Source organism: Mesotoga sp. BH458_6_3_2_1 (assembly GCF_003664995.1).
In the GTDB taxonomy this organism is placed as follows: Bacteria; Thermotogota; Thermotogae; order Petrotogales; family Kosmotogaceae; genus Mesotoga.
Window position 1 is genome coordinate 50,084 of the sequence record NZ_JFHL01000001.1, and the last position, 25,135, is coordinate 75,218.

At 46.2% G+C, this 25,135-nt stretch carries 18 protein-coding genes and 1 pseudogene; 4 read left to right on the plus strand and 15 right to left on the minus strand.

The annotated features are described in order from the left end of the window. Positions 1 to 392: 392 nt before the first annotated feature. The gene (locus Y697_RS00235; protein ID WP_121549715.1) at positions 393 to 983 is read left to right on the plus strand and encodes a transposase; all 591 of its coding nucleotides are present in this window, start codon (positions 393 to 395) and stop codon (positions 981 to 983) included. A 427-nt stretch (positions 984 to 1,410) separates the two neighbouring features. On the opposite strand, the gene Y697_RS00240 is transcribed toward Y697_RS00235, so the two are convergent. The 13 genes from Y697_RS00240 to Y697_RS00315 all read right to left on the minus strand — a co-directional run bounded on the left by Y697_RS00240 (position 1,411) and on the right by Y697_RS00315 (position 20,565). Next, on the minus strand, positions 1,411 to 2,733 hold the full coding sequence (locus Y697_RS00240) for an HD domain-containing phosphohydrolase (RefSeq protein ID WP_121549716.1): 1,323 nt from the start codon (positions 2,731 to 2,733) through the stop codon (positions 1,411 to 1,413). Positions 2,734 to 3,049: 316 nt separating this feature from the next. After that, positions 3,050 to 3,499 carry a type II secretion system protein gene (locus Y697_RS00245; RefSeq protein ID WP_121549717.1) on the minus strand — a complete coding sequence of 150 codons (450 nt, stop codon included), beginning with the start codon at positions 3,497 to 3,499 and terminating at the stop codon, positions 3,050 to 3,052. 775 nt (positions 3,500 to 4,274) lie between these two features. Then, on the minus strand, positions 4,275 to 5,471 hold the full coding sequence (locus Y697_RS00250) for an MFS transporter (RefSeq protein WP_121549718.1): 1,197 nt from the start codon (positions 5,469 to 5,471) through the stop codon (positions 4,275 to 4,277). Between the two features lie 1,216 nt (positions 5,472 to 6,687). After that, positions 6,688 to 7,038 (minus strand): type II toxin-antitoxin system PemK/MazF family toxin, encoded by a 351-nt coding sequence (locus Y697_RS00260; RefSeq protein ID WP_014730082.1) that lies wholly within the window; start codon positions 7,036 to 7,038, stop codon positions 6,688 to 6,690. Then, the gene (locus Y697_RS00265) at positions 7,031 to 7,282 is read right to left on the minus strand and encodes a hypothetical protein (RefSeq protein ID WP_014730083.1); all 252 of its coding nucleotides are present in this window, start codon (positions 7,280 to 7,282) and stop codon (positions 7,031 to 7,033) included. The genes Y697_RS00260 and Y697_RS00265 overlap by 8 nt, the downstream gene beginning before the upstream one ends. Before the next feature lie 1,202 nt (positions 7,283 to 8,484). Beyond that, positions 8,485 to 11,202 (minus strand): cation-translocating P-type ATPase, encoded by a 2,718-nt coding sequence (locus Y697_RS00270; RefSeq protein WP_121549720.1) that lies wholly within the window; start codon positions 11,200 to 11,202, stop codon positions 8,485 to 8,487. An 873-nt stretch (positions 11,203 to 12,075) separates the two neighbouring features. Then, a complete protein-coding gene (locus tag Y697_RS00275) occupies positions 12,076 to 13,746 on the minus strand; it encodes a putative ABC transporter permease subunit (protein WP_121549721.1) in 1,671 nt (556 codons plus the stop codon). Then, positions 13,703 to 14,461, minus strand: coding sequence for an ABC transporter ATP-binding protein (locus Y697_RS00280; RefSeq protein ID WP_121549722.1), 759 nt, complete (start codon positions 14,459 to 14,461; stop codon positions 13,703 to 13,705). The genes Y697_RS00275 and Y697_RS00280 overlap by 44 nt, the downstream gene beginning before the upstream one ends. 12 nt (positions 14,462 to 14,473) lie before the next feature. Beyond that, positions 14,474 to 15,352: an ABC transporter ATP-binding protein gene (locus Y697_RS00285; RefSeq protein ID WP_121549723.1), complete on the minus strand. Its 879-nt coding sequence runs from the start codon at positions 15,350 to 15,352 to the stop codon at positions 14,474 to 14,476. Further along, a complete protein-coding gene (locus Y697_RS00290; RefSeq protein WP_121549724.1) occupies positions 15,334 to 15,708 on the minus strand; it encodes a GntR family transcriptional regulator in 375 nt (124 codons plus the stop codon). Before Y697_RS00290 ends, Y697_RS00285 begins: the two co-directional genes overlap by 19 nt. Positions 15,709 to 16,300: 592 nt before the next feature. Then, positions 16,301 to 17,914, minus strand: coding sequence for a DUF3887 domain-containing protein (locus Y697_RS00295; protein WP_121549725.1), 1,614 nt, complete (start codon positions 17,912 to 17,914; stop codon positions 16,301 to 16,303). 1,036 nt (positions 17,915 to 18,950) lie between these two features. Then, positions 18,951 to 19,721, minus strand: coding sequence for an ABC transporter permease subunit (locus tag Y697_RS00310; protein WP_121549728.1), 771 nt, complete (start codon positions 19,719 to 19,721; stop codon positions 18,951 to 18,953). Continuing rightward, positions 19,711 to 20,565, minus strand: a complete 855-nt coding sequence (locus Y697_RS00315) for an ABC transporter ATP-binding protein (RefSeq protein WP_121549729.1) — start codon at positions 20,563 to 20,565, stop codon at positions 19,711 to 19,713. The genes Y697_RS00310 and Y697_RS00315 overlap by 11 nt, the downstream gene beginning before the upstream one ends. Positions 20,566 to 20,765: 200 nt before the next feature. On the opposite strand from Y697_RS00315, the gene Y697_RS00320 reads away from it, so the two are divergent. Both Y697_RS00320 and Y697_RS14865 read left to right on the plus strand, forming a co-directional pair. Then, positions 20,766 to 21,845: a choloylglycine hydrolase family protein gene (locus tag Y697_RS00320; RefSeq protein ID WP_259462229.1), complete on the plus strand. Its 1,080-nt coding sequence runs from the start codon at positions 20,766 to 20,768 to the stop codon at positions 21,843 to 21,845. Between the two features lie 822 nt (positions 21,846 to 22,667). Further along, positions 22,668 to 22,799 carry a hypothetical protein gene (locus tag Y697_RS14865; protein ID WP_259462230.1) on the plus strand — a complete coding sequence of 44 codons (132 nt, stop codon included), beginning with the start codon at positions 22,668 to 22,670 and terminating at the stop codon, positions 22,797 to 22,799. Here the strand turns inward: Y697_RS14865 and Y697_RS00330 are convergent. Together Y697_RS00330 and Y697_RS00335 are read right to left on the minus strand one after the other, a co-directional pair. Then, entirely contained in the window at positions 22,796 to 23,161 is a 366-nt protein-coding gene (locus tag Y697_RS00330) for a nucleotidyltransferase domain-containing protein (RefSeq protein WP_121549731.1), read from the minus strand. The genes Y697_RS14865 and Y697_RS00330 overlap by 4 nt on opposite strands. Next, positions 23,115 to 23,507 carry a HEPN domain-containing protein gene (locus Y697_RS00335; protein WP_121549732.1) on the minus strand — a complete coding sequence of 131 codons (393 nt, stop codon included), beginning with the start codon at positions 23,505 to 23,507 and terminating at the stop codon, positions 23,115 to 23,117. The genes Y697_RS00330 and Y697_RS00335 overlap by 47 nt, the downstream gene beginning before the upstream one ends. 566 nt (positions 23,508 to 24,073) lie before the next feature. Here Y697_RS00335 and Y697_RS15070 point away from each other — a divergent pair. Next, positions 24,074 to 24,310, plus strand: a pseudogene (locus Y697_RS15070) (transposase); the annotation flags it as partial. Positions 24,311 to 25,135: the final 825 nt, after the last annotated feature.

Below are 25,135 nucleotides of genomic sequence, written 5' to 3' on the forward strand. Positions count from 1 at the left end.
ATTCGAAATGCTACGAGATAACAATGTCAGACGATTATGCGAATCTTTTGTAGGGGCGAACGGCCGTTCGCCCAAAAGAGTACTGATTAGGAAACAAGAGCAGCAGTTTCACAGATAGAAGATCCAGATCCTATACAGAAGCACGAGGATGGCAAAGTATGGGGTCGGTATGAGTGACTTGGGATGACGGCCATTCTTTTTTCACGCTACTCTACTTCTTATTGTTTTTCTGAGCGATTAGCCTTAAGCGTTTCAAACAAGCGGTTCTTCCGGCGATAAGGGTTTTAGTTCTTAATCGTGCAGCAGTATTATAGAATAGTGTGTCGATTTCTTTCTGTAGGGGCGAACGGCCGTTCGCCCGTGAGAGCAAAAAGATCTCGGAGGGTTGCGTTTTGGAACACAATGAAAGTCTTGTCAAAAGGCGGTCAATTAGACTGAAGGAGTATGATTATTCTCGAACCGGAGCATATTTCTTGACAATATGTACGCATCGTAGGCAATGTTTGTTGGGAGCCATGGTTGATGGCAGAGTAATCTTGAATAGCATTGGCAAAATCGTTGCTGAAGAGTGGCTAAGATCTGCAGAAGTCAGAAAGGAAATCGAACTGGATGCGTTTGTGATAATGCCAAATCACCTGCACGGGATTGTAGCGATACATGGAGGCGAAAGGGAGATTGTCGGCAACTGTTTGGAAGCAGAAAGAAGAACTATAAAACCAAAGACGATTGGTTCTTTCGTGTCGGGTTTCAAAGCAGCTGCAACGGTTCGAGTGAACGAACTTCGCGGCACACCCGGGAAATCTATTTGGCAACGAAATTACTATGAACATGTCATCCGCAGTGAGAAAGAACTGAATCGAATTCGTGAGTACATTGAGAATAACCCCTTGAGATGGCAGATAGACAGAGAGAATCCCGACAGAAAGACAAGTCAGGTTCGTTCAACTATTGAAGAGGATGATCTCTACCCTTGGGAAGATTGATCCTTAATAGCGGGCATGCCGCCGCACGCCCCTACATCCGTTTGGATCGAATCTATTCGCACATGCAACTCACAACTTGGAACTTGCAACCGTATTTTCTGAGAACGGATAACCATTCAACGGTCAACCAGTTTCTCTTGCTCCTACGAACCCCCTAGCCGTTACCCCTAACCACTTTTTCAAAAACCCAGATCCTGAAGAGGAGCACTTCAGGATGACTTGATGAGTCGGTTCCTTGGGAAGAATGATCCTTAATAGCGGGCGTGCCGCCGCACGCCCCTACATCCGTTTGGATCGAATTCATTCGCACATTAGTCACAATTTGGAACTTGTAACCGTTCTTTTCTGAGAGCGGACAACCTTTCAACGGTCTGCTGTTTCTCTTGCTCTTACGAACCCCCTACCTGCTACCACATACCACGGTTTCTCAAAAACGTTCATGATGCTGGTAGATGATTTCCGATATGGGAACTTTGAAATCAACTTCCGTGAAGAGATTTCTGCCAACCAGAGGGTGTTCCTTGATCATTGCGAACTCAAGCCTGTTCAGCTTTCCCGGTTTGTTCAGAATCTCCGACGGAACCTTTATCTTTCCGACGTCGTGGATCATCGAAGCGAAACGTAGCGCATCCCGTCTCTCTTCATCGAGAGACAGTCTCTCGGCTATTGCCATTGCCAGTGCGGTTACCCTTACCTGGTGACCCGCGGTGTAGGGATCCCGCAGATTCATAGTGACTTCAAGCGCGTTAATGACGGTAAGAGTGATCTTTTTCAGTTCTTCCACGGTTTTTTGAAGTTCCCTCTCGGCAACCTTTCGATCCGTCACGTCGTGGATAATTGAAAGGATTCGATCATGTCCGTCTATTTCCACTCTCTTGCTGAATGCCTCTACGTCTCTCACAGAACCGTCTGCAAGTCTATGTTTGAAATCGAACTTTATCTTTTCCCTATTGAAAGCCTTCTTCATTTCTTCGGCAAGTGTTTCCGCAGGAAGAGTATTTACATCTTCAATGCGTTTCGATAGAAGAGTCTCCTTATCCCAGCCGTAGAAATTCAGAGCGGCATCGTTGGCGTTCAAAAATCTTCGAGTTTCTGGATCAAGAACGATCATAATTGCTAGATTTTCGCTGAACAGATTTCTCAGGCTTTTCTTGTATTTCTGAAGCTCTTCCTTCGCAGTCTTTAAATAATCCTCTCTTTCGATTCTCTTTAGAGCATATGCGATTTCGCTTGAAATCCATTTCAGAAGCTGAAACTCTTCACTGTCCATTGCCAAATGATCCAAAGCATTAACGCAGAGGACCCCGTAGGTCTTCTCTTTTATTTCCAGTTTGAATGAGAACCTATGCTCGTTCTCTAAGTTCGATGACTCAAGTGGGCAGTCGTGTTCTTTGCAGGCAGAAGCGATTGAGAGTAGTTCATCGCTCTTCAGAAAATCGCGGGCGCAAGCAGGTATATTTTCGGTCGGAGAATAATCGTATGAATGATTAACTATCTGACTGCTCGAATCCAAGTAATAAATGATCTCATCGCTAAAGAAGATCTTAGCATCTAGATAAGTGCGTGTTTCCATAAGACTATCTCGTATTCTTTCAGACAGCTCATTTCGGTCGCTGCAATTGTTTACAATGCTTGATATCTTGCAGACTAGATCTACTGTAGAGTCTCCGCTCCTTTTCATGCGCGTTGACTGAGTTCTCTCACTTACCTCTTCTAAACCAGATGATTTGCTCATTTCCTCGTCTCGCATATCATTCCCCCGGCGGACTAGCACTATTCCAATCGGATTCAGAAAAACTTACGTATGCAGAGCTCCCTCATTAAACATCTCGAAAAGTCCTTTCGAAAATTATATCATTCGTTTGCTATTGATGTGAGTTGTCTTAGAGTAATTTGCTGAAAAGCATAGATTATGTGGAAATGGTTTCAAACAATATAGAAGCGACATGGACTGAAAATTCGTCATGGGAGTACAAATCAGTCAATCTGAATCTCACTTAGATAGTCTCTTGAAAAAATAAAAGCCCTCCGAAGAGGGCTGTATGTGTAATAACGAGAAGACAGACTCAATAATTTGTGAAATTGAAAAGATAATAATACGTGGCAGCTCCATCTAGACTTCCGGTCGAAGTCAGTTCTGTGAACCCTGTGGTAGTATAATCCCCACTAACCGCGTTTGTAATCAAGTCTGCCATTATCCCGGAGTTGGCTTGTTCTGATGTCTTTACAACCACCGTATAATCTCCACTAGTTGAAGAATAGTCAAAGAATACAGTGTACAGAGTATCGTCAATGTCTCGCCCAATGTCCTCAAGATTGCTTGGGACTTCTCCGCTTACATAAACATAGTTTTCAAACGCGCTTGCCAGTGTCTTCAAATTTTGACCAACCTTTGTTGCTTTGGCCTTTTGAATGGCATTCAGAGCAACCGGAGTGATTGTGGCGATTAACGCAGCGATAACTGCGAGAACGATAAGTAGTTCAACCAGAGAAAATCCTCTTTTTCTGTTTTTCATTATACCCCTCCTAATAATTGGTGGTTTTAGTAACAGATATTCTAAAGCAAGTTTGTGCCAAAATCAAGCTGGATTTGCTCTTTTCTGGTGTCATCAGTTTCTATAACCATCTGTCGATATAGCTTTCAAGAGTTGTGTGACAAAATCCCTTCGCTGCCTTATTCGATGAGATGATAACTCGCAATCTCAAGAGAAGAGTAATGAAACGATGTGAAACTTACTAGCAAGGGGAAAGAGAAAACCTTCCCGATTGATAGTTATAACATCTCAAAAGCTTTGGGTATCTTGAGCACGCGCTGTCTTTGCTGTTAGGCAAAAATCATTGAAGTTGGTTTCACTATTGAGAGAAAAAGCGTGAAACTAGTTTCCGCTATCCCGGCCTGTCATTTCCATAAGAAGATAAGAGACTAGAAAGAGCAGATTAGAAACTGACATGCGCCGAGGTTCATCAGCGGTCGCAATGCCGGCGAAGAACATGCCGGGACGCAAGGCTGAGTGAGAACATCCCGAAATGCTACCAGATGAAAGTCCCAGACGATTATGCGAATCTTTTGTAGGGGCGAACGGCCGTTCGCCCGAAAGAGGTCTTGGTTGGAATCTCTGCCTTTTACGCGAAAAAGTGGACAGACCTTAGGAACTGGTCAGTCCCCATTTTCACTTTTGTTTTTCATAGCGTTCAACTGCTCTTTGCCCGACATAGTCGGAACTGGCCTCTGCCTAAGGCAGAGACTGGCCGCGCGCAGCGCGACTGGCCACCGAAGGTGTCTAGCTCATATTAGTGTGTTCTCTTCGAATCATACAGTTCCAGAACTCTAGGTTCATTCTTGAAATCCCTGTAGAACAGGAAGATGATGAAAGCATTTGCAGCATAAAACGCAGTGCTCAATAAGAACAACTCTGTATAACCGCTGATAGTGGTACCGACTATGAACCCGAAGATCATTGCAGCCACTGCCCTGACTGTATTGTTCAGAAAGCCATTGATTCCCGATACCGTTGATAGCTTCGAATCGGGGACATAAGAGAAGATAATTGAGGTCATGATCGGGTTAGTTATGTTCATGAAGACGAATCTGAAGGCATAAAGTATCGTGAAAAGAATCGGCTCTCTCACAATGACTAGAGAGAGCATCAGCGGGATAACAAGCAACTGCATAATCAGGTTGAACTTCAGTGCCCCAAAGCGTTTACCCAGCTTGTGCGAGAGTGTTGAACCGGCTGCCGTTCCAAGCTGAGCAATGGACAAGGCAATTCCGATAGCAGTTGCCGACATGTTGAATAAGTCCTTGAATATGAGATTTCCAAAGTGAATGAAGAGCCCGGCTCCAAAACCCACCGTTGCCGTGGAAATGAAGTAGTAGGTAAGCACCTTCCTCTGGTCTTGCTGAAGCCCCGAAAAGTTGAAGAGTTCCTTCAACTTGGATCGCGATTCAGTCATCTCGAGTCTGATTACCGGTATGATTGCCGGTAGATGTGCAACCATAGAGATTATTAGAGTTGTCTGAAGACCGAAGAGATCTCCAAAGGCCCCGCCGATAAAATTGCCGATGACTCCGCTTGCCATGTTGATCCCGAAATTCAAACCGAAGACCTTTGCCCTGTTTCCCGTCTTTGTTATGCTTGTCATTGTCGCCATGACCACTGTAAAGGCAGTTACTGTGAAACCGCCTTTGATGAATGACAAAACGATAATTAACGTCGGATCGACAACGAATGCAAGTGCTATTCCAGAAACGGGAACTACAATCGCAGAGAGAAAGAGAATCTTCTTCTTTCCAATAGTATCCGCGAGAACAGCTGTGAGCAGTCCAATGATCGCCGAGCCCCACAACTGAGCAGAAGTGACGTTGCCTATGAGGTGGTTTGAGAAACCGATTTCCCTCAGATATAAGTTATAGACAACGCGGTACATGGAGATGGTTATTGTAGTAATGAATGTATAAGTCAGCAGTAATACGATTCTCTTTCTCAACCGGAAGACCTTCTTTGTTAGATTTGCTTACTATATATTACCATTTTGGAAGGATTCTGTGGGATGATTAAGTTCGGCAGCTGCTGACGCAGGCCAGTTCCGCTTCGCTGGCCACAAGATCCGCTGAACGCTGGCTAGAAGACGCTGATCGCTGTGAAGAGCCATCCTTGGATAAGATTAATCGAGAAAATGTAATGTCGAGACGCTCGCTTCGCTCGCGAGAAGAAGAGAGAGTTGATAGTCATTAGCCGTCAACGGTCCAATGAGAAAAGAACGGAAAGAGCGGGTGATAAGATGCGGGTTAACTAGAACGGGTTATCAAAACTGGGTTATGAAAACCAAATAGGATTGATTTGCGCAAAGGCACATTTGTTTCGGGAAGACGCAGTGAGGGACTTACGAATAGACGGGGACAGACGTCAGTAGCCCGTCAGTCCCCTATTCGGTTCCCTTATCAGTACTCTTTTGGGCGAACAGCCGTTCGCCCCTACAGAAAGAAATCGACACACTATTCTATAATACTGCTGCACGATCAAGATGAAGACCCTTATCGCTGGAGGAACCGCTTGTTTGAAACGCTGTAGGCTAATCACTCAGAAAAACAATAACAAGTGCATGATTCTGAATGGGATCATTGATCAAGAGGATCGTCTACCGGCTCTTCACGTTCTTCCTGTGCAGCATATCTTTTGCTCCTCTCGCTCGGAGTTCGGAAAATCGTTTACGGTGAACCTGCAAATGTCTCCCGCCTAAGGTGAAACGGACGGGGGGACGTCAGAAGCCCATCAGTCCCCTACTAGAAATGCTACCAGATGACAATGTCAGACGATTATGCGAATCTTTTGTAGGGGCGAACGGCTGTTCGCCCGAAAAAGGTCCTGGTTGGAATCTCTGCCTCTACGCGGAAAAAAAGGACCTTAGGAACTGGTCAGTCCCCATTTTCGCCCTCGCCTTCTCTTGAGCGAAGCGAACTCTCGAATATGTTCTTTCTCGGCTACTCACAGCCTTGCAACATGGCACTTGGAACTGTTCTTCCAGCGTTCAGCGGCACTTTGAGATGGCAGTTCATATAGGGATTCTCTTAGGGGAAAACGTTGTCCAGATTCACCAGAATCTATCACATGAATGCCTACGAGAAATCAACCCGGCCACTAGAAAATCTTTTATAGACTAAGATACGAGCTCTTGTTGCAGCAGGTATTCTCCCTCAATCGTTTCATGTGATATCTAGGAGAATCTTTATCCGATCCAGAACGTCGAGGATTACTTCTTCTGAGACCTGACCGATCTTCTTCTCCAATCTATTTCTCGAGATTGACCTTAAGTCCTCGGTCTTAATGTAGCTTGTTACATCGAGCCCTGTTTGCTCTCCGGAGATCTCAACATGCAGCGGGATAGATTTGTTCTTTGACGTTAAGGGAACAACAATCACGAGCTCAGCAGGTCCATGATTGAACTGGTCGACCGAAATGACCAAACATGGTCTAAATCCAGATTGCTCTCTTCCTCTAGTTGGACTGAGGTTTGCCAACCAGATTTCTCCTCTTAAAGGCAGCTCTCTATTCATGATCACTTTGCCCGTCTAATAGTGAGCCTTCCCATTCTTCCCTCTCGTCTAACTCGCCTTTCCAAAGATCGGCTTGCTCTTTTAGTTTTGAGAAGGCTTCATTTGTATCTTCCAGGAGCAACTCACGTCTATATGATTCCACTGCTTTAGCAAGTATTTCTCCGATTGTTTCACCACTGGCGGAGGCCATTGCCTTAAGCCTCGAATGAGTTTCGAAAGGGACTCTGACTATTTGCGTTTTCAAGATTGATCACCACCTAGTAAATTGATTAGTATACCATAACATAACACGATTTGTGACAGAAAACACCTTTTCGGTTGATCCCATCGAAGGGAATAGATCTTGAAACGAGTTCATGACGGAATTGATAGCGGGTCTTGAGTTAGGGTCTAGGGTGTAGTGAAAGAAACGATCTTCTCTGCAGTTATTCCATGGATCATGCTTTGATGAGCTCCACAGGATTTCATTTTTCTCGTTCTTCTCATTGTTTCTCTTCTTCTTGCAAAGTCCTCGTTTTTCGCTATGAATCGAGATTCAGGCCAGAATTATGCCAGAATAACGGGAAGGACCGTCATCCCGGACTTGATCCGGGATCTGGGCTTATGAGAAACCGTGGTCGGTGGCAGCAGGTGGCGGTTCGTAAGAGCAAGAGAAACTGGTTGATTGTTGAGTGGTTCTCCGTTCTCCGCGAAGACCGTGGGCGACTAGAAATAAGGATCGAGATTCTGAAACAAGTTCAGAATGACTGTATGTGACGTATTCGGAGAACCCTCTGGGATGCTGAAACAAGTTCAGCATGACGAAATCTCGGACGAATAACCAAGAACTTGGACGCGTAGCGTCGGAACGAAGAACCGTTTTTCTCAAAGGGCGACTCTAGTTTCAGCATAACGGCATCAGAAGTTTTTTTCTTGGCTTGCAACTTGGAACAGTCAACTCCTAACTGCTCTTCGAAGGACGGGTTCATGGTTTTGGACGAAGGACCAAGTACGGCTCTTTGCAGTGGTCAGCGGGTTCTCCGCTCTTAAGCGCACAGCGGCTCTTCTCCCGCGAAGCGGAACTGGCTTCAAAATCGCCTCCTGCCGAAGGCAGCATTGCGACCTGGGCTGTTCTTGCCCAGCCTTGCGTCTTATTCCGTTCTTTCCGACCCCCTAGCGCTATCCCCGACCACTTCTTCAGAAGTGCAGATCCCGAAACGAGTTAGGGATTACAGTCCTTTGCATCATTCTGGCACGCTTCTGGCCAGAATTCGGTTCGTTAAACTACTGAAGAGGACGATCGCTATCCTTGGGAAGACTGATCCTCAATAGCGGGCGTGCCGCCGCACGCCCCTACATCCGCTTGGGTCGAAATTATTTGCACATGCAACTCACAACTTGCATCTTGGAACTTGCAACTGATCTATTTCGGATAACGGTGAACCTTCTACGGACAACCATTGTCTATTACCTTTTTCTTGTAACCAGCTTCTTGATTTCGTATATCCAGAGGATCGCGCTACCGAGGGCTAAAGAAAGGAGCAGATCCCATACTCCGAGAGCCTGTGTGGAGAAGAGTCTCTGCATGAAAGGCACATATATAACGGCTAGCTGAAGTCCGAAGCTCGCCAGTACTGCATACATAAGAGAGGGATTCTCTTTGAAAGGTGCGTTGAAGATCGATTTCGTTCTTGATCTCACAGACAATGCAAAGAAGAGCTGAGAGAAGACAAGGGTTGAAAACAGCATCGTTCTCCATGGCCCGTTGATATCGTTCATCCAGTAAATCAACCCGACACCAAGGGGGAATACGGAGAGTAAAAGTCCTATAAGAATTACGTTCCATCTTCCATTTGCCAGGACGTGTTCCTTCGTCGGGTTGGGCGGACGCTTCATTATGTCTTTTTCCGGTGGTTCAACTGCGAGCGCCAAGGCAGGGACTCCGTCTGTGACCAGGTTGAGCCAGAGTATCTGAAGGGGCGCCAGAGGGAGAGAAATACCGAAGAATGGTCCGAGAAGCATGATCCATATCTCTCCGAAATTCGACGCCAGGATGTATCTAATGAACTTGTGTATGTTGTCGAATATGGTTCTTCCTTCACGAACGGCAGAGACGATAGTTGTGAAGTTATCGTCGGTGAGAACCATATCGGCGACTTCCTTTGTTACGTCTGTTCCCGTTATGCCCATTGCCACACCTATGTCGGCCTGTTTGAGAGCGGGAGCATCATTGACGCCATCGCCGGTCATGGCGACGACATTTCCCTGCCTTTGAAGAGAGTCGACGATCTTAAGTTTGTGTTCTGGTGCAACTCTTGCATATACCGAGGTCTCTGAGGTCACTCTGTCGAGCTCCTCTTCCGTAAGGTTTTCGATTTCTCGACCCATCTTGACGTTCGACTTGTCGTCGACCATGGTGAGGCTCTCAGCAATATAACCGGCTGTCAGGGGATGGTCGCCCGTAATCATAATCGGTCTTATACCTGCTTCACGGGCGGTCGTTATCGATTCTTTTACCCCTTCTCTTGCGGGATCCATCATTCCAAATATACCAGTGAAGATGAGATTTCTTTCTTCGACCTTCTTGTCTTCGACTTCCGAGGAATCCACTGGCCTGAAGGCTACCCCGAGAACCCTCATACCATTGGCCGCGAGGTTGTTGTTTGTCTCTATGATTCTTTTTCTCCAATCATCGCCTATCTCATGTATCTCGTCGCCTTCAAGTACTCTGTCACAGACTTCAACGAGAGAATCGACGGCTCCCTTGGTAAATGCAACATATTTGTCGACTGCGTTTTCTCGAAGGTGTTCTGGAACGTCTGCAGGAATCTTGCCCTTTGGATTCTCCCTGATCTCGTGGATAGTTGTCATCCTCTTTCGTTCCGAATCGAAAGGGATCTCCAGGATCCTGGGCATAGCCTGTTCGAGGTCGCTTTTCTCGATGCCGACTCTGTAAGCCGCATATACTAGCGCTCCCTCTGTGGGATCTCCGATCACATCTACCTGCTGCTTTTTGTGGACGGGAGGTTTGATCTCGGCATCGTTGCATAGCGCGGCCGCCGTAAGCATTATTTCAAATGATTTATTGTCATCTTCGGGAAGTGCCTCGGGATCCGGTTCATTTTCTTTTCCAAAGTCCAGTGTGCGTCCGGCCATCTCTACGACTGTCACTTTCATTCTGTTTTCGGTAATCGTTCCCGTTTTGTCGGAACAGATTACGGTAACGGAACCAAGCGTCTCGACGGCCATCAGTTTCCGTACGAGAGCGTTCTTCTTCAACATCCGTTGGGCGCCTAAAGCCAACGCAATAGTGACAACCGTGGGAAGACCTTCTGGAACTGCGGCCACTGCGAAGGAGACAGCAGTCATGAACATAAGCTCGAGATCTTCACCCCTCAACAAGCCCATCACGAAGATCACGGCTACTATTCCAAGCGCGATCAAGGCAAGAATCTTGCCTAGCTGGTCGATATTCTTCTGCAAGGGGGTCTGAGTTTCGGCAGTATCTTGAAGCATTGTCGCGATCTTCCCAAGTTCGGTTTCCATTCCTGTGGCAGTCACTATTCCGACTCCGCGGCCGTATGTGACAACCGTTCCGGAATACGCCATGTTTTTGCGGTCGCCGAGAGAGGGGTTCTCTTCTTCAATGGGTTTCGTGGTCTTTTCCACAGCCTCGGATTCGCCGGTGAGGGCTGACTCCTGAATCTTCAGATTGGTTGACTCGACGAGTCTCATATCTGCCGGCACGATATTTCCGGCCTCTAGTATAACTACATCTCCTGGTACGATCTCCGTTGAGTTTACTTCCACAATCTGCCCATCCCGTCTTACCTTCACTCTGGGCACGGACATCTTCTTCAATGCGGCCATTGCTTTTTCGGCTCTGTATTCTTGAGTGAACCCCAGGATGGTGTTAAGGGCTACAATTGCTAGAATTACTATCGTATCCCTTAATTCACCGACGAAAGCCGTGATCACCGAAGCAACAATCAGGATTATTACCATCACAGACTTCAGCTGTGAAAGAAGAATCTTCCAAGCGCTGCGCCTGTTCTTCTCTGTAAGCTCGTTCAAGCCATACTGGTCGATTCTCTCCTTCGCCTTTGCCCCGGAGAGACCCTCGTTTGAGCTTGAGCCTAGTTCCTTTATGACTTCTTCGATTGTTTTCTGATGGTATTTCGCCATGCTTCAACCTCCGTTAATAGACCAATTACAGGCTTTGTCTTAGTTAAATTCGAATATTTAGGCCCAGATCCCGGATCAAGTCCGGGATGACAGTGTTACTTGATTGCGAGAACGGTACTTACAATCGTGCTGAAAGAAGCCGTCCTTGGTCCTTCGTCCAAAACCATGAACCCGTCCTTTGAAAGAGCCGCTGCACGCTTAAGAACAAGAACCCGCTGGCCGCTGCGAGAAACTCAAGAAACATTCCTGGTACACTTTTCGAGTTCATGTGCCTGTCCTTTGAGAAAAACGGTTCTTCGTTCCGACGCTACGCGTCCAGGTTCTTAGTTCTTTTTCAGCATCACGTTACTCTGAGATTGTTTCAACATTTAGGCGCCTTTTGCGAAAACGTCACATCACGTCATGCTGAAATTGTTTCAGCATGACGGCGGGCTTTCCGAATACGTCAAATACAGTCATTCTGAACTTGTTTCAGAATCTCGACGTTTCTTTCCAGTCACCCGCATGCTTTCCCTCGGAGAACGGACAACTTTCCAACGGTAAACCTGTTTCTCCTGCTCTTCCAAACCCGCCACCTGCTACCACCGACTACGTTCTCATAAGCCCAGATCCTGAACAGGAGCTTTTCAGACAGAATAGGTTCGTTCAACTATTGAGGAGGACGATCTCTATCCTTGGGAAGACTGATCCTCAATAGCGGGCGTGCCGCCGCACGCCCCTACATCCGTTTGGATCGAATTTATTCGCACATGCAACTCCGTGCAACTTGGAACTTGTAACTGTTATTTTCTGAGAACGGACAACCATTCAACGGTCAGCCGTTTCTCCTGCCCTTACGAACCCGCTACCTGCTACCACCGACCACGGTTTTTTTCACAAATCTCTAGCAAAGAGCCTGTTCGCTCTCTTGATAAGTATAGGCCACGTGACTACAATACCAACTAAAGCGATTGCGGTCAATATGATGGTCATTATTGTCCCGGATATGGTGTCCTTCAACAAGAACGCGAGATATCCAAGACCGCCCACGTAACCAAAGACGACCGGAATCGAAAGCGCGACGTTAACGTTCTGCTTCATGGCTCTCTGAGGGTTCTCCCATTCAAGGATCGGCTTTATCGAGTCGATTATCATTTGTAGAATGTTCAAGAATGTGAGAGTCAATGCTCCAACAACAAATACAACAAGCGCTTCTAAGAAAGACAGACCAAGGATCAGACTAAGAGCGACTGCGCCGAATGCCGGTCCTATCAAACTCAGCGTCTCGATATGAAGGAATTTGACTTTCACGATTTCATTTACGTCAACGGGAAGAGCCTTAAGTTCCCTGATCAAATCTCCTTCTCTGCTGAACATGGAGGAGGCAAGTCCGTTTATTCCTCCTGCAACGGCTGCTACCAGTGCGCCGACCGGAACGAAGAGTGGCTTGTACTGCTGAAACTGATCCAGCATCTGACCTAACTGGTCGGTTTGGCCAGCAACGGCCGCTATGACGAGCAGAATTGGGAAGACCAGTACATTTCCGAATCCGTTGAAGGCGAATGCAGGGACTTTCAGGAAGTACCACCATTCTCTTTTATAGAGAGCAGAGAACTTTGTCTGTTGTAAGCCCATCAGACCGGCTATCTCCCCTTCTTTAAGTTTCGACCGTTTGGCAAAATTCTCTTGGAGGCTCGAATAGACCGAGTAGTAAAATTTGTGACCAAGGAAGAGAAAGATTCCGAGAGCGGCAGCGTGCAGTCCAATGAAGGCAAGCAACCACAGCAAACCCTCTAAGAAGGGTTTGCTCAGGGCCTTTGTAACGAGTATAGTCGGCGGATATGCCCCGGCCGTCTTGTTTAGTATTGCATCTTCGCTCGAGAATATTCTCGCGAACTCCTCTGCGCTCATGTTCGGGTCAACCCTGCTGGTAAGGGAAACAAAAACAAGCGAGCCTATAATGACAAGCGCGCTGATCAGATAGACGATACTGTCTCTGTATCTCTTGAAGCGGAAGAGTCTCGAAAGCGGCAGAACGATTATCGCCGAGAGCATTATGGGCAACACCTGACTGAGTAGAAAGATTATCGCCATGAATATCCAGTATGAAATACCGGCTCCAGATCTGATCCCGTAGAGAATGTAGGCAGGAAGAATGACCGCAATCGAAATTACCATGAGATCCATAAGCACAACCAGGAATTTCGACATCAGAACCTCTGTTGACTTTAAGGGCAGGGGTATCAAGACGCTCATGTCATCCCCGAAGAAAAAAGTGCTTATCATAAGGAAGACTCCCATGATCAGCCCGAAGAGATTCGCTATGAGAAACGGTCCTGCCAGAAAGAGCTGCCTCATTCCCGCAGCGTCATACTGATCGTACATTGTGTTCAGCAGACTCATGTAAAGAGGCCCAAGAGAAAAGACCATCAAGAGTACCACGCCTATTATTAATGCCGGTTCCCAGAGTCTTTCTCTTTTCTTGAAATGATAGAGAGATCTAGGTATGTTGTAGTGAGCGTTAATCAGCGTCGAGGTAAGAGAAATCACCATTTTCGGTCTCACTACCCGTCACCTCCAGGAAGAGTTCTTCAAGGCTTCCCTTTCCTCTGAGCTTCCTAAGCTCTTCAACGGCGCCTACAAACTCAAGCTTTCCTTTGTTTATTATCGCGATCCTGTCGCAAATTCTCTCTGCCACTTCCATGACATGAGTGGAGAAGAATACTGTATTACCTGCCTTCACGTGGTTTCTCATCATTTGCTTAAGAATGAATGCCGATTCCGGATCGAGGCCTACTATCGGTTCGTCCAGTATCCATAGATCGGGATTATGTATCAATGCAGCAACAAGCGAAAGCTTCTGTCTCATCCCATGGGAGTAAGTGGAAACGGGATCTTTGATTGCATCTGAGAGCTTGAAATTCTGCAGGAGCTTCGAAGCCCTTTCTGCTCGCGTTTTCGGAGGAACCAAGAACACGTCGGAAATCATGTTGAGATATTGAATTCCTGTGATTTTCTCCATAACCAGCGGTTCGTCAGCAACGTAACCCATCTTCATCTTTGCTTCCACAGGCGAAGTCAGAACATCTATATTGTCGATGTGTATGCTTCCGGATGTCGGCTGAAGCAGACCGACTATCATTTTGATAGTAGTGGTCTTGCCGGCTCCGTTTGGTCCGAGAAAGCCAAATATCTCGCCTTCTTTAACGGTAAGGCTCACATCATCTACTGCCTTTACACTTCCACTATAAATCTTAGTAAGGTTTCTAATCTCGATCACGATCCTAACCTCCTACGCTAAACGAGAATTTCTGTTTTCACTCCTGACCAGAATCTGAAAAAACTCCTCCAGGTCAGGAATTGAAATGGTTGCTTCATCGGTCTTATAAAATCTCTCTGTTGACTCTGAGTTTTCAACGATTATCGAAAGTCTGTTCAGTTCCTTTGCTGCCGCCAGACAGTCCATACAATTGTCGAGTTCCTTTTTGTCGAAGGGCATCTTGACGATTCTGTATTTTTCTTTGATTCCGTCGAGATCACCGGAATACTTAACCTTCCCATTTATCATAATAAAGAATTCGTCTGCAATTTTCTCGACTTCAGGTATTATATGTGACGTGTAAAGTACAGTCTTTCCGAGAATTACCTTCTCTCTTATGAATTCGAGGGTGTCGTCTCGCATAATTGGGTCGAGACCCCATGTTGGTTCGTCCAGAATGTAGAAATCTGCGTCGGTTGAAAGAGCTAATGAGATGTACATTGCTGTCTTCATGCCGTTTGAGAAGGTTCTAATCTTCTTTGCATAAGGAAGCTTGTAGTGTGCGATATATTCTCGGGCCTGTTTTTCATCGAATCTGTCCGAAATTCTACGATTCAATTTCAGAGTATTTTCTATGTCCAGGTTTTCATAAAGATTCTTCTCCTCAGGAACGAACGAGATCATTTCTCTGACCTCATCAACGGGCTTTCCAAGAACAAGTATAGATCCTGAGTAATTGATCAATCCCAATATGGATTTCAGAACTGTCGTTTTTCCGGCTCCGTTTGGGCCAAGCAGCGCGTAGATTCTTTGTTTATCCAGCTTGACATCGATCCCGCGAACGGCCTCTACATTGCCATTATAAGTTTTCTCAAGGTTCTGAATATCCAAGGTTAATTCATTTCTTTCCATATCTTCTCAATCACCTCCAGGAGCCTTTCCAGAGAAATTCCCGATTTCTTTAGACGAAGGATGGGCTCCTTAAGCTCAGTAGATAGGCTTTCAAAGACAGAATCTCGCACCTGATCTCTGTCACTGACTACTATATACCCTAATCCCGGTCTTGCCATAATCAAGCCTTCCATTTCGAGTTCTCTGTAGGCTCTGGCAACAGTGTTAGGATTAACCCGGATTTGAGAGGCCATTTCACGAATTGAGGGAAGAGGATCTCCTTCCCTAAGTTTTTCCTTGAGTATCTCTTCCCTCACCCCTCTCTTGATTTGATCGTAGATCGGCAATGGGGATCTTATATCGATGTCAAACCACACATTATCACCTTCTGTACTGCCTTTGTCTTGTTGGTGTCGCTTTGCGAAAAGAAGAATCGTCCTTGGTTCAAAATCAATCCAGAGGTTAGAGGTGTGAGGGTAGAGGCCTGAAAATCAAAGTCATTCTAAGATCCTCACATCTCATCATCCTTAAGGGAACCGTCCTTGGTCCTTAGTTCAAGAGTATGGACCCGTCCTTCGAAAGAGCCGCTGCGCGCTCAAGAACAAAAACCCGCTGACCGCTGCAAGAAGCTCAAGAAACGTTCCCGGTACACTTTTCTAGATTACGTGCCTGTCCTTCAGGAAAAACGGTTCTTCGTTCCGACGCAACGCGTCAAGGTTATCAATTCGTCGTCCAAGATTTCGTCATTCTGAACTTGTTTCAGCATTCCTATCCCGGATTTTGGTCCCACCAAACCTTGTATTCCAAAGACTACAATCGTTATTTGGCTTTTGTTCATGCAACTCACAACTTGCATCTTGGAACTTGCAACCGTTCTTTTCTGAGAACGGAGAACCGCTCAACGATCAACCAGTTTCCTATGCTCTTACGAATCCGCCACCTGCTACCACCTACCACGGTTTCTCAAAGTCACTCCAGCTCATTAATCCATTCGACAATCAGGTCAATCAATTCAGCGGAGACGTAACCTGGCCTGTTGTATTCTTCAACGCTCTTTATCTTTCCGTCTGTTTCCATGAAGAGATGATTCAAGCCTTCAAGCAATTCGAGTGTGACATTGGGCCTGTCTTCAAGCTCCTCTACAAAGACGTCGAAGTAGTGTTTGGGGCTCTGAAAATCCAGTTCGGCATTTGCAATCAATACAGGTAGCTCAGTTTTCTCCAGTACGGGCATACAGAAATATCTGTCGAGGCTGTAGTAGTATGCTGCTGTAAGCCCTGGGGATAGCTCCGTTTCTTCAGGGATTTCTCCATTCAGTAATTGAGTGAAGAACTCGATTGTCTGATCTTTCTGTTCTTCCGTCATTTGATCTCCGGCCAGATCGAGATTCTGATCCAGACTTATTTGAGCTAGTTTGACTGGAGAACCGGCAAGAACTACGACGCCATCGACTCCAGCCTCTTCAGCAATCCATGGAGCGACCATTCCACCCATAGAATGTCCGATGAGGTAGATACCGCTGAACTGGGGAATTGATTTCATCTGTTCGATTACGACCAGAGCATCGTCCACGTATTCCGCTTCGGCAGTGGTTCCAATTTCGTCTACTTTATCCGGGTAGACCAGGTACTTCTTCGGATATCTGAGCGTCGCAATTCCCTTCGATGCGAGTCCCACTGCGATGTCTCTGTAAGGCTTGTTCGGGCCAAGAGTTCCATCGATGTCGTGAGTTCCCGATCCCTGCAATATTATCACCAACGGGTATGACTCCAGACCGTTAGGGACCGTCAGTTTTGCCGGAAGGTAGTATGGTTCCTTGCCTACGGTGATATCTTGCTCCGCGTAGGCCGAAGGGTCGGCATATTCGGGTAACTCCCTTTCAGAATATGCTGATTGACGGAAATAGAACCCCGCCACCTTTTCGTCCTTATCGAGAGTGACTGTAATGTCAAAGATCCCATTTGCAAACCTGCATGCCAGAACAAAGGAGATCATTCCGTCACTTTTTGATGATTCCAAATTCAGAACTTCCTCAAATTCCCCTGCCAAGCCAACAATATTTGCGTATGCTCCGCTTAAAGCTTCGGGAGTGAGACTTGCCTTAACCTGTTCATTCTGAAGATCGAAGATCTTTTCGAATTCTCCGGAGAAGAATCCCTTGAGATAAGTGTCAACTATTTCATTTCCTGTTTCAATCATTATGCTATCCGTTTCGGGCTTTACGTAAGAAGATGGTCTTATGAAGAATCCTGCAACCTTTTTCTCGGCGTCCAGAGTAATTATTACGTCGAATATTCCCGCCTTGAATTCTGAGGCGAATATGTAGGACACTAGATCGCCCTGAGGTACTTCGTTTATGTCTAGGACCTGGAGGAAATCCCCAACCTGCATCTGCAATTGCCCTCTGAGATTTCTCATAGCGGAAAGCGGTTGCGCCTTCTTCATATCGGTATTCTGCAACTCATAAGCTTCGGGATATTTCCCGTTGAAGAAACTGTCAAAATACTTTTCTGCTACATCAATCGACGCGAAAGATAGAACTGATGCAATTAAAAGTGCACTTACAAGAATCCTTTTGATCATTTTCCTACCTCCTTAACCATTAGCTATATTACGTTCTGTATCATGAATGAAGATTTGCGATCACCGTCAGAATTCGGGTAACCAACTTCGACTTATAGACAAAGAAGAGCCGATAGATGCTTTAAAGAGCCGTCCTTCGTCCAAGATCATGTACACGTCCTTGGACTAGATCGAAAACCAGATCCCTGATCAGGTCCGGGATGACAGTGTTAGGTAATTACGATATCGTCATATCCCGACAAGCAAAAAAAACCGTCCTTCGTCCAAGAGCATGGACTCGTCCTTCGAAAGAGCCACTGCATGCTCTTGAACCTAAATCCCCGCTTGAGCGGGGGGGACCGCTTGCGGTGGGGAGTGTGCTCTTTGAAGAGCATCTTACATCGATCCACCTGTCCGAAATTGAACGGGTATCATTTGCTTACGAGTCATCAGTTGCTGAGCTACTATGCCAGGTCTATCTCATGTGGGGGAGACTCGTCTTACCCTCAAAGACTGACACCCTCCGCCACTTCATGGCCCTCCTCCCTCAAGTGAGGACTTAAGATCAGAATCATCACGAGCCAAACGCAGCATATACTGTCAAGGGAAAAGTATCGCATGACTTCTCATTTACTCCTGACTTATGGTTGATACGATGGGCTCTTGGCACAAGCGAATTCTTCGCTTCCTTTGTTCTGCCATTCTGTATTGATACTATGCATTATCTGCTTTATCTAGTTGCTCTTGGTAGTATCGAATATCATCTCTCTCGAAGCGAAGCTTCGTCTCAAGTTCAAAACGTCTTCTCGCTCTCTCAATATGACGTTCGTTCCTTCAGAGACACCCTCCGCCACTTCGTGGCCCTCCTCCCTCAAGGGAGGACTTAAGATCAGGATCATCACGAGCTGGATACAGCATTCGAACAAGAACCAGAGTATTGGTGGCACCTAGCTCCTGATTTATGGTTGTCATGAGCTCTCGAGCGGAATTGCGAGGACCATGATTAACGAGAAAGTTCATCGTCGGAGAGACTGAACCGTTCTGCGGTAGCCAGTTTTCAGACTTCTTTCTTTTCAAAGACCTTGTAATCAATTACGGTTAGCACTGCTGTCACTGCCAGTAATGAAACCAGATAGATCCAGTCGATAGTTCCCTTCTGAGCCACATTCGATCCCAGTACAAAAGGATATGGATTCAGCCAGGAGAGTGCGTCAATCATGCCGAGTATTGGCAATCCTAGAATTATTACTATTCCGGCGACGACTGGTTTAACCTGATCTCTACTCATTATTGAAATCATCGTGAAGAGAGAGTAGAAGAATGAGACTCCTACCAGCTGCTGGAGCAGCACCTTCAGTGTACCGGAAAACGCTGTGCTGTAACCGGCGAGATTCATTGCTATTGGACCGAGCAAGGACAGGACAGTTGTTATTATCAGTACGGCTCCGAGTCCCGCCAGATACTTCGTCCTGAAGACTTCGTTCCTGTTCTTTCTTGAAAGCAGGAAGTATATAGTCTTCTTGTCGAATTCCTTTGCAAATATGGGGAAGGCGATTAACAGAACAACGAAGGGAAGGAACTGCCCGTAGTTCTTTCCGTGCCATTGACTTAAGAGATAGTAGTTGTCGTCATTAAGTCTCGAAAGACCAGAAATGTCGCCCATAAGATTCTTAAGAAAATCAGGCATCTCTTCGAGCTGAGCGGTCATTTCTTCCATCATCTGTGCTGCATAAGGTCTGAGAGCGATAGTTGTCACCAATGAGACCAGCAAAACGACGAACATGATTATCACTCTCAATTTCATTTCGTGAATTTCTTTATAGAACATGCTTATTCCCCCTTACTATAGTCCCGAAGAAGGATTCAAGATTAACCTTTTCTCTTGTCGACCCAGCTATCTCCTTCAGTCTCGCAATCTCTTTAGGGTTATCGGTGAGAATTTTCAATACATTTGCTTCTTTAACAGCGGCGGTGAAGTCATTCTTATCGATTGCCGTTTTCAAAGGAAGAGAGTAAAGAGCGAACCGATCGTCCAATCCCTTCATTTCTCCTGTGTAGAGAATTACGCCTTTGTACATGATCGAAAAGACATCGGCTATCTTCTCCACCTCCGGAATAATGTGTGAGGTGTAAAGAACTGTCTTCCCCCTTTCTGATAAAGCGCTTATCATCTCCAGCACTTCGTCTCTCCTCAAAGGATCGAGGCCCCAGGTTGGTTCGTCGAAAATGAAGATATCGGCGTCCTGAGCCAATGCGATTGCCAGATAAGTAGATGTCTTCATGCCGTGAGAGAAAGCAGATATCTTCTTATTCATCGGTAGATCAAAGTCCTTCATCTGTTTGGCGGCCTTTTCCGCGGAGAAATTGCTCATGAGCATTGAACACATCTTGATTGCCTTTTCCGGAGTCAGGCTGTCATAGAAGCTTTTGTCTTCTGGGACGAATGATATTCTCTCCCGGGCGACATCAATTTTCTCTCCAAGGATCGTTATCTCTCCTGAATAATGAACTAGGCCAAGAATTGATTTTAGAGTTGTAGTCTTTCCGGCACCGTTAGGCCCCAGGAGAGCGTTGACCTTTCCGGGTACAAGGGAGAGGTCTATCCCTTTTACAGCCTCGAAATTTCCGTAGTTCTTTCTGAGGTTCTTAACTTTGATCGCTTCATCAAACATAGAATTCACTCCTTACTGACTATCTTAACTGTACTATATCAACTAATACAGTTAGTTGTCAAGGGGGGTGCCCACAATCTCCTGTTTTATTCTGGTAATTCTTCAATATAGAAGTTGAAAAGCGCTTTCGATGTATAATATTGCAGTCTTTAGAGAAACGAGAGATAAGGATTTCTGAATATAGAGAGGGGATGTTTGCAATGAAGAGACTTCCAATGTGCGTTCTTTTCTTCGTCTTTCTAACTGTCGCTTCGATGGGGTGCACTGGGTTCAGAGTGATTTCGAAAGATGGTGCTATTGTTGCTGCAAGGACTCTCGAGTTCGAATTCGATCTTGGAAGCAAGATTGTCGTGGTACCCAGAGACACTTTTATGACCGCACTTACGACGGGTTGGGAGGGCCTGAGCTGGAACGTGAAGTACGGTTACGTCGGGGCCAACGCCCTGGGTATGGATCTAGTTGCAGATGGAATAAACGAAGCCGGTCTCGCGTGCGGAGGATTCTACTTTACAGGTTGTGCGAAATATCAGAAGCTCGAAAAAGACCTCCATAAGTCCACTATATCTCAATATGATGTGATAGGCTGGATCCTTGGAAACTTCGCAACGGTGGAAGAAGTAAAATCGGCGCTAGATGATATTACGGTTTACGGGCTTGCCATTATGATAACGGAGTCTACTATGATGCCCCTTCACTATATTGTCTATGATGCTCATGGCGGCTGCATTGTAATAGAATACGTTGATGGTGAACTGAACATTCATGAAAATCCGCTTGGAGTAATTACAAACAATCCCACATTCGACTGGCATCTTCAGAATCTTTCGAACTACGTAAACCTGACTCCCGCAAACATCAAGAGTTCAAAGTTAGGTGATTTTGAAATTAGGGCGACAGGAAATGGAACTGGATTGCTTGGGCTTCCTGGGGACAACACATCTCCAAGCCGATTTGTGAGGGCGGCCTTCTATTCTCACGGAGAAGTGAAACCGGCTAATGCTGAATCGGCCGTCACACTAGCATGGCATATCCTCAACGCTCTGGATATTCCTGAAGGCCTCGTAGTCAATGAAGAGCTCGGAATAGTAATTTCAAGAGACATAGCTTACTGGTCGGCAGTAAGGGATTTGACCAACAGAGTCTACTATTACAGAACTTACGAGGACTTGAACATAAGAAAAGTAGAGCTTGATAGAATTGATTTCTTAAGCGGGAACATAAGATTTCTGAATATGAGCCACGAACACAATTACATAGATGTGACTGACGCAATCAAGTGAAAAAGCAGTTGTGAAGATGTCGAAGGGCTCCAAGGTTATGTGAGAACAAATACGTGGGAAAGAGCCCGTTCGACCAGAAAACGCTGTATGCTGTTGAAGACAACGTTATCCGTCAAAGGTCAGCCGCCCCCAGAGCAAGAGCAGAGGTGATGCGGCGAAAAGCAAAGCCGGAAGTGAGGCACGCATTCGCGAGGAAGTGATGCCCGGAAAAACGTCCGGGGAAGTGATGCTGCTTCGCAGGAGGCATTTTCTTTGTTCCGTCGCAGCGTGGCCAGTTCTTTGTTCTTCGTCAGGTATTCCGTCATTCTGAACTTGTTTCAGAATCTCGAAGTTTCTTTCTAGTCACTCATAATCTTTCCCTCGGCGAACGGAGAACCGCTCAACGATGAACCAGTTTCTTTTTACTCTTACGAACCCCCTACCTGCTGCCACCGACTACGGTTTCTCATGAGCCCAGATCCCGGATCAAGTCCGGGATGACCCTGAACAGAGGCATTTCAGGGCAGGCTCCGTGGAATGATAACGAATGCTTATTCCGAAAGCGTCTAAATCCGTCATCTGAACTTGTTTCAGCATCCCGGCGGGCTTTCCGAAAACGTCACATAAGTCATTCTGAACTTGTTTTCAGAATCTCGAAGTTTCTTTCTAGGCACCAACAGCTTCTCCTCGAATAACGGAGAACCGCTCAACGATCAACCAGTTTCTTTTTACTCTTACGAACCCCCTACCTGCTGCCACCGACCACAGTTTCTCATAAGCCCAGATCCCGAAACAAGTTCGGGATGACAACCTTAGACTATTGCGACAACCTCGCATTTCGTCATGCTGAACTTGTTTCAGCATCCCGGAGGGGTCTCCGAAGACGCATTTGTCAACAAACAGGGGATTATAACTTCCAACGAGAACATCGGTGAGATTGATCGAAACAATGATCCTTTCTACAGGTTCAATTAGTGATTTGTCATGAAGACCCATTCAACTTCTTCTCTTAATCTCTTCATGAAACAAGAAGATTCTTTGTTTAGCTTATTCCACTCTTCTAAGGTGTAGATCATAAGATCGACCGGAACTGGTAACATTGACAAATCCCATTCTGTTCCTCGCTTCCCAAAAGGAGCTTTGGAGTCTTCAACTATGACAATCAAATCAAGGTCGCCTCCCACTCCATTGTCGCCCCGGGCGTAGGAACCGAAGTAACCGATGCTAAGAATGTTGGAATCTCGCTTCAACGTTTCTGACCACTTAAGAAGCGAATCGACTACAGCCTCTTTACTTGGCCATTTCATTATTGACGAATTCAACAATCTCACCGGCATATGCAATAGCCTCCTTACTTTGCTTGCTTCCGAAATACTCAAAAGGAGAGCCTTCGGGATGACCATTTGGATATCTCGCAGGTATGTATGTATTGTCAAGAATTCTCGCCTTATCCAATAACCCATCGGGGAGGTTAACTTCCACAGGGAGTTCTTGAATCAGTCTGCTTACCATGTTTCCCCACGCTTCCTGTCCCAAGGAAAGATGGAGAGCCTTTACTGCCTTTTCAGCTGCCTGCTGTGCCGCAAAACATGCCCATTCGTGTTTTCCATTAACAGCAGACTCTCGAGCATGTTCAAGATCTCTTTTTGCTTGACGAAACCAATCCAGCGACCTATTAGGCATGGATATCCCTCCCAATCTTGATTATAGCATTATTAGAGAGAGGCTAGTAACCTTTGGCGGCCAGTCACACTGCATGCGGTTAGTCTCACCTCTGATGAGGTCAGTTTCGCTGTGCGGGCAGAAAAGAGGGTGAATCGAGAAAGAGCATGTCGAGACGCTCGCCCCGCTCGCGAGAAGGCGAGAGTTATAATCACTGACTGTCAACCGTCAGCATCGGGAAGACGCAGTGAGGGGCTTACGATAAACTGCTATGGAATGACAATTTCAGACGATTATGCAGTTCTCTCTGTAGGGGCGAACGGCTGTTCGCCCAAAAGAGTACTGATAAGGAAACAAGAGCAGCAGTTTCACAGATAGAACGTGAAGAGCGGGTTATATGAAGCGGGTTAGCAAGAACGGGTTATCAAAACCGGGTTATCAAAACCAAATAGGATTGATTTGCGCAAAGGCAGATTTGCTTCGGGAAGACGCATTGAGAGACTTACGATAGACTGCTACCAGATGACAATTCCAGACGATTATGCAGTTCTCTCTGTAGGGGCGAACGGCTGTTCGCCCGTGAGAGCTTCAAAGCAGCCGCAACGGTTCGAGCAAACGAACTTCGCGGCACGCCCGGGAAATCTATTTGGCAACGAAATTACTATGAACATGTCATCCGCAGTGAGAAAGAACTGAATCGAATTCGTGAGTACATTGAGAATAACCCCTTGAGATGGCAGATAGACAGAGAGAATCCCGACAGAAAGACAAATCGGGTTCGTTCAACTATTGAAGAGGACGATCTCTATCCTTGGGAAGATTGAACCTTAATAGCGGGCGTGCCGCCGCACGCCCCTACATCCGTTTGGATCGAATTTATTCGCACATGCAACTCACAACTTGGAACTTGTAACCGTTCTTTTCTGAGAACGGAGAACCGCTCAACAATTAACCAGTTTCTCTTGTTCTTACGAACCCCCTACCTGCTATCACGTTCCACGGTTTCTCAAAAACCCAGATCCCGAAACACAAGTGCGGGATGACAGTCCTTCGCGTCATTCTGACATGATTCTGGCCAGAATTTGGCTCTTTCAACTATTGAAGAGGACGATCTTTATCCTTGGGAAGATTGATCCTTAATAGTGGGCGTGCCGCCGCACGCCCCTACACCCGTTTTGATCGAATTTATTCGCACACGCAACTCACAGCTCGGAACTTGTAACCGTTCTTTTCTGAGAACGGAGAACCTTTCAACGGTCAGCCGTTTCTCTTGCTCTTACGAACCCGCTACCTGCTACCACGTACCACGGTTTCTCAAAAGCCCAGATCCCGAAAAAAGTTCGGGATGACAGTCCTTCGCGTCATTCTGACATGATTCTGGCCAGAATTTGGCTCGTTCAACTATTGAAGAGGACGATCTCTATCCTTGAGAAGATTGAACCTTAATAGCGGGCGTGCCGCCGCACGCCCCTACATCCGTTTGGATCGAATTTATTCGCACATGCAGCTCACAACTTGCATCTTGGAACTTGTAACCGTTCTTTTCTGAGAACGGAGAACCTTTCAACGATCAACCAGTTTCTCTTGTTCTTACGAACCCCCTACCTGCTACCCCCGACCACGTTTTCTCAAAACAAAAAGGAGAGTCA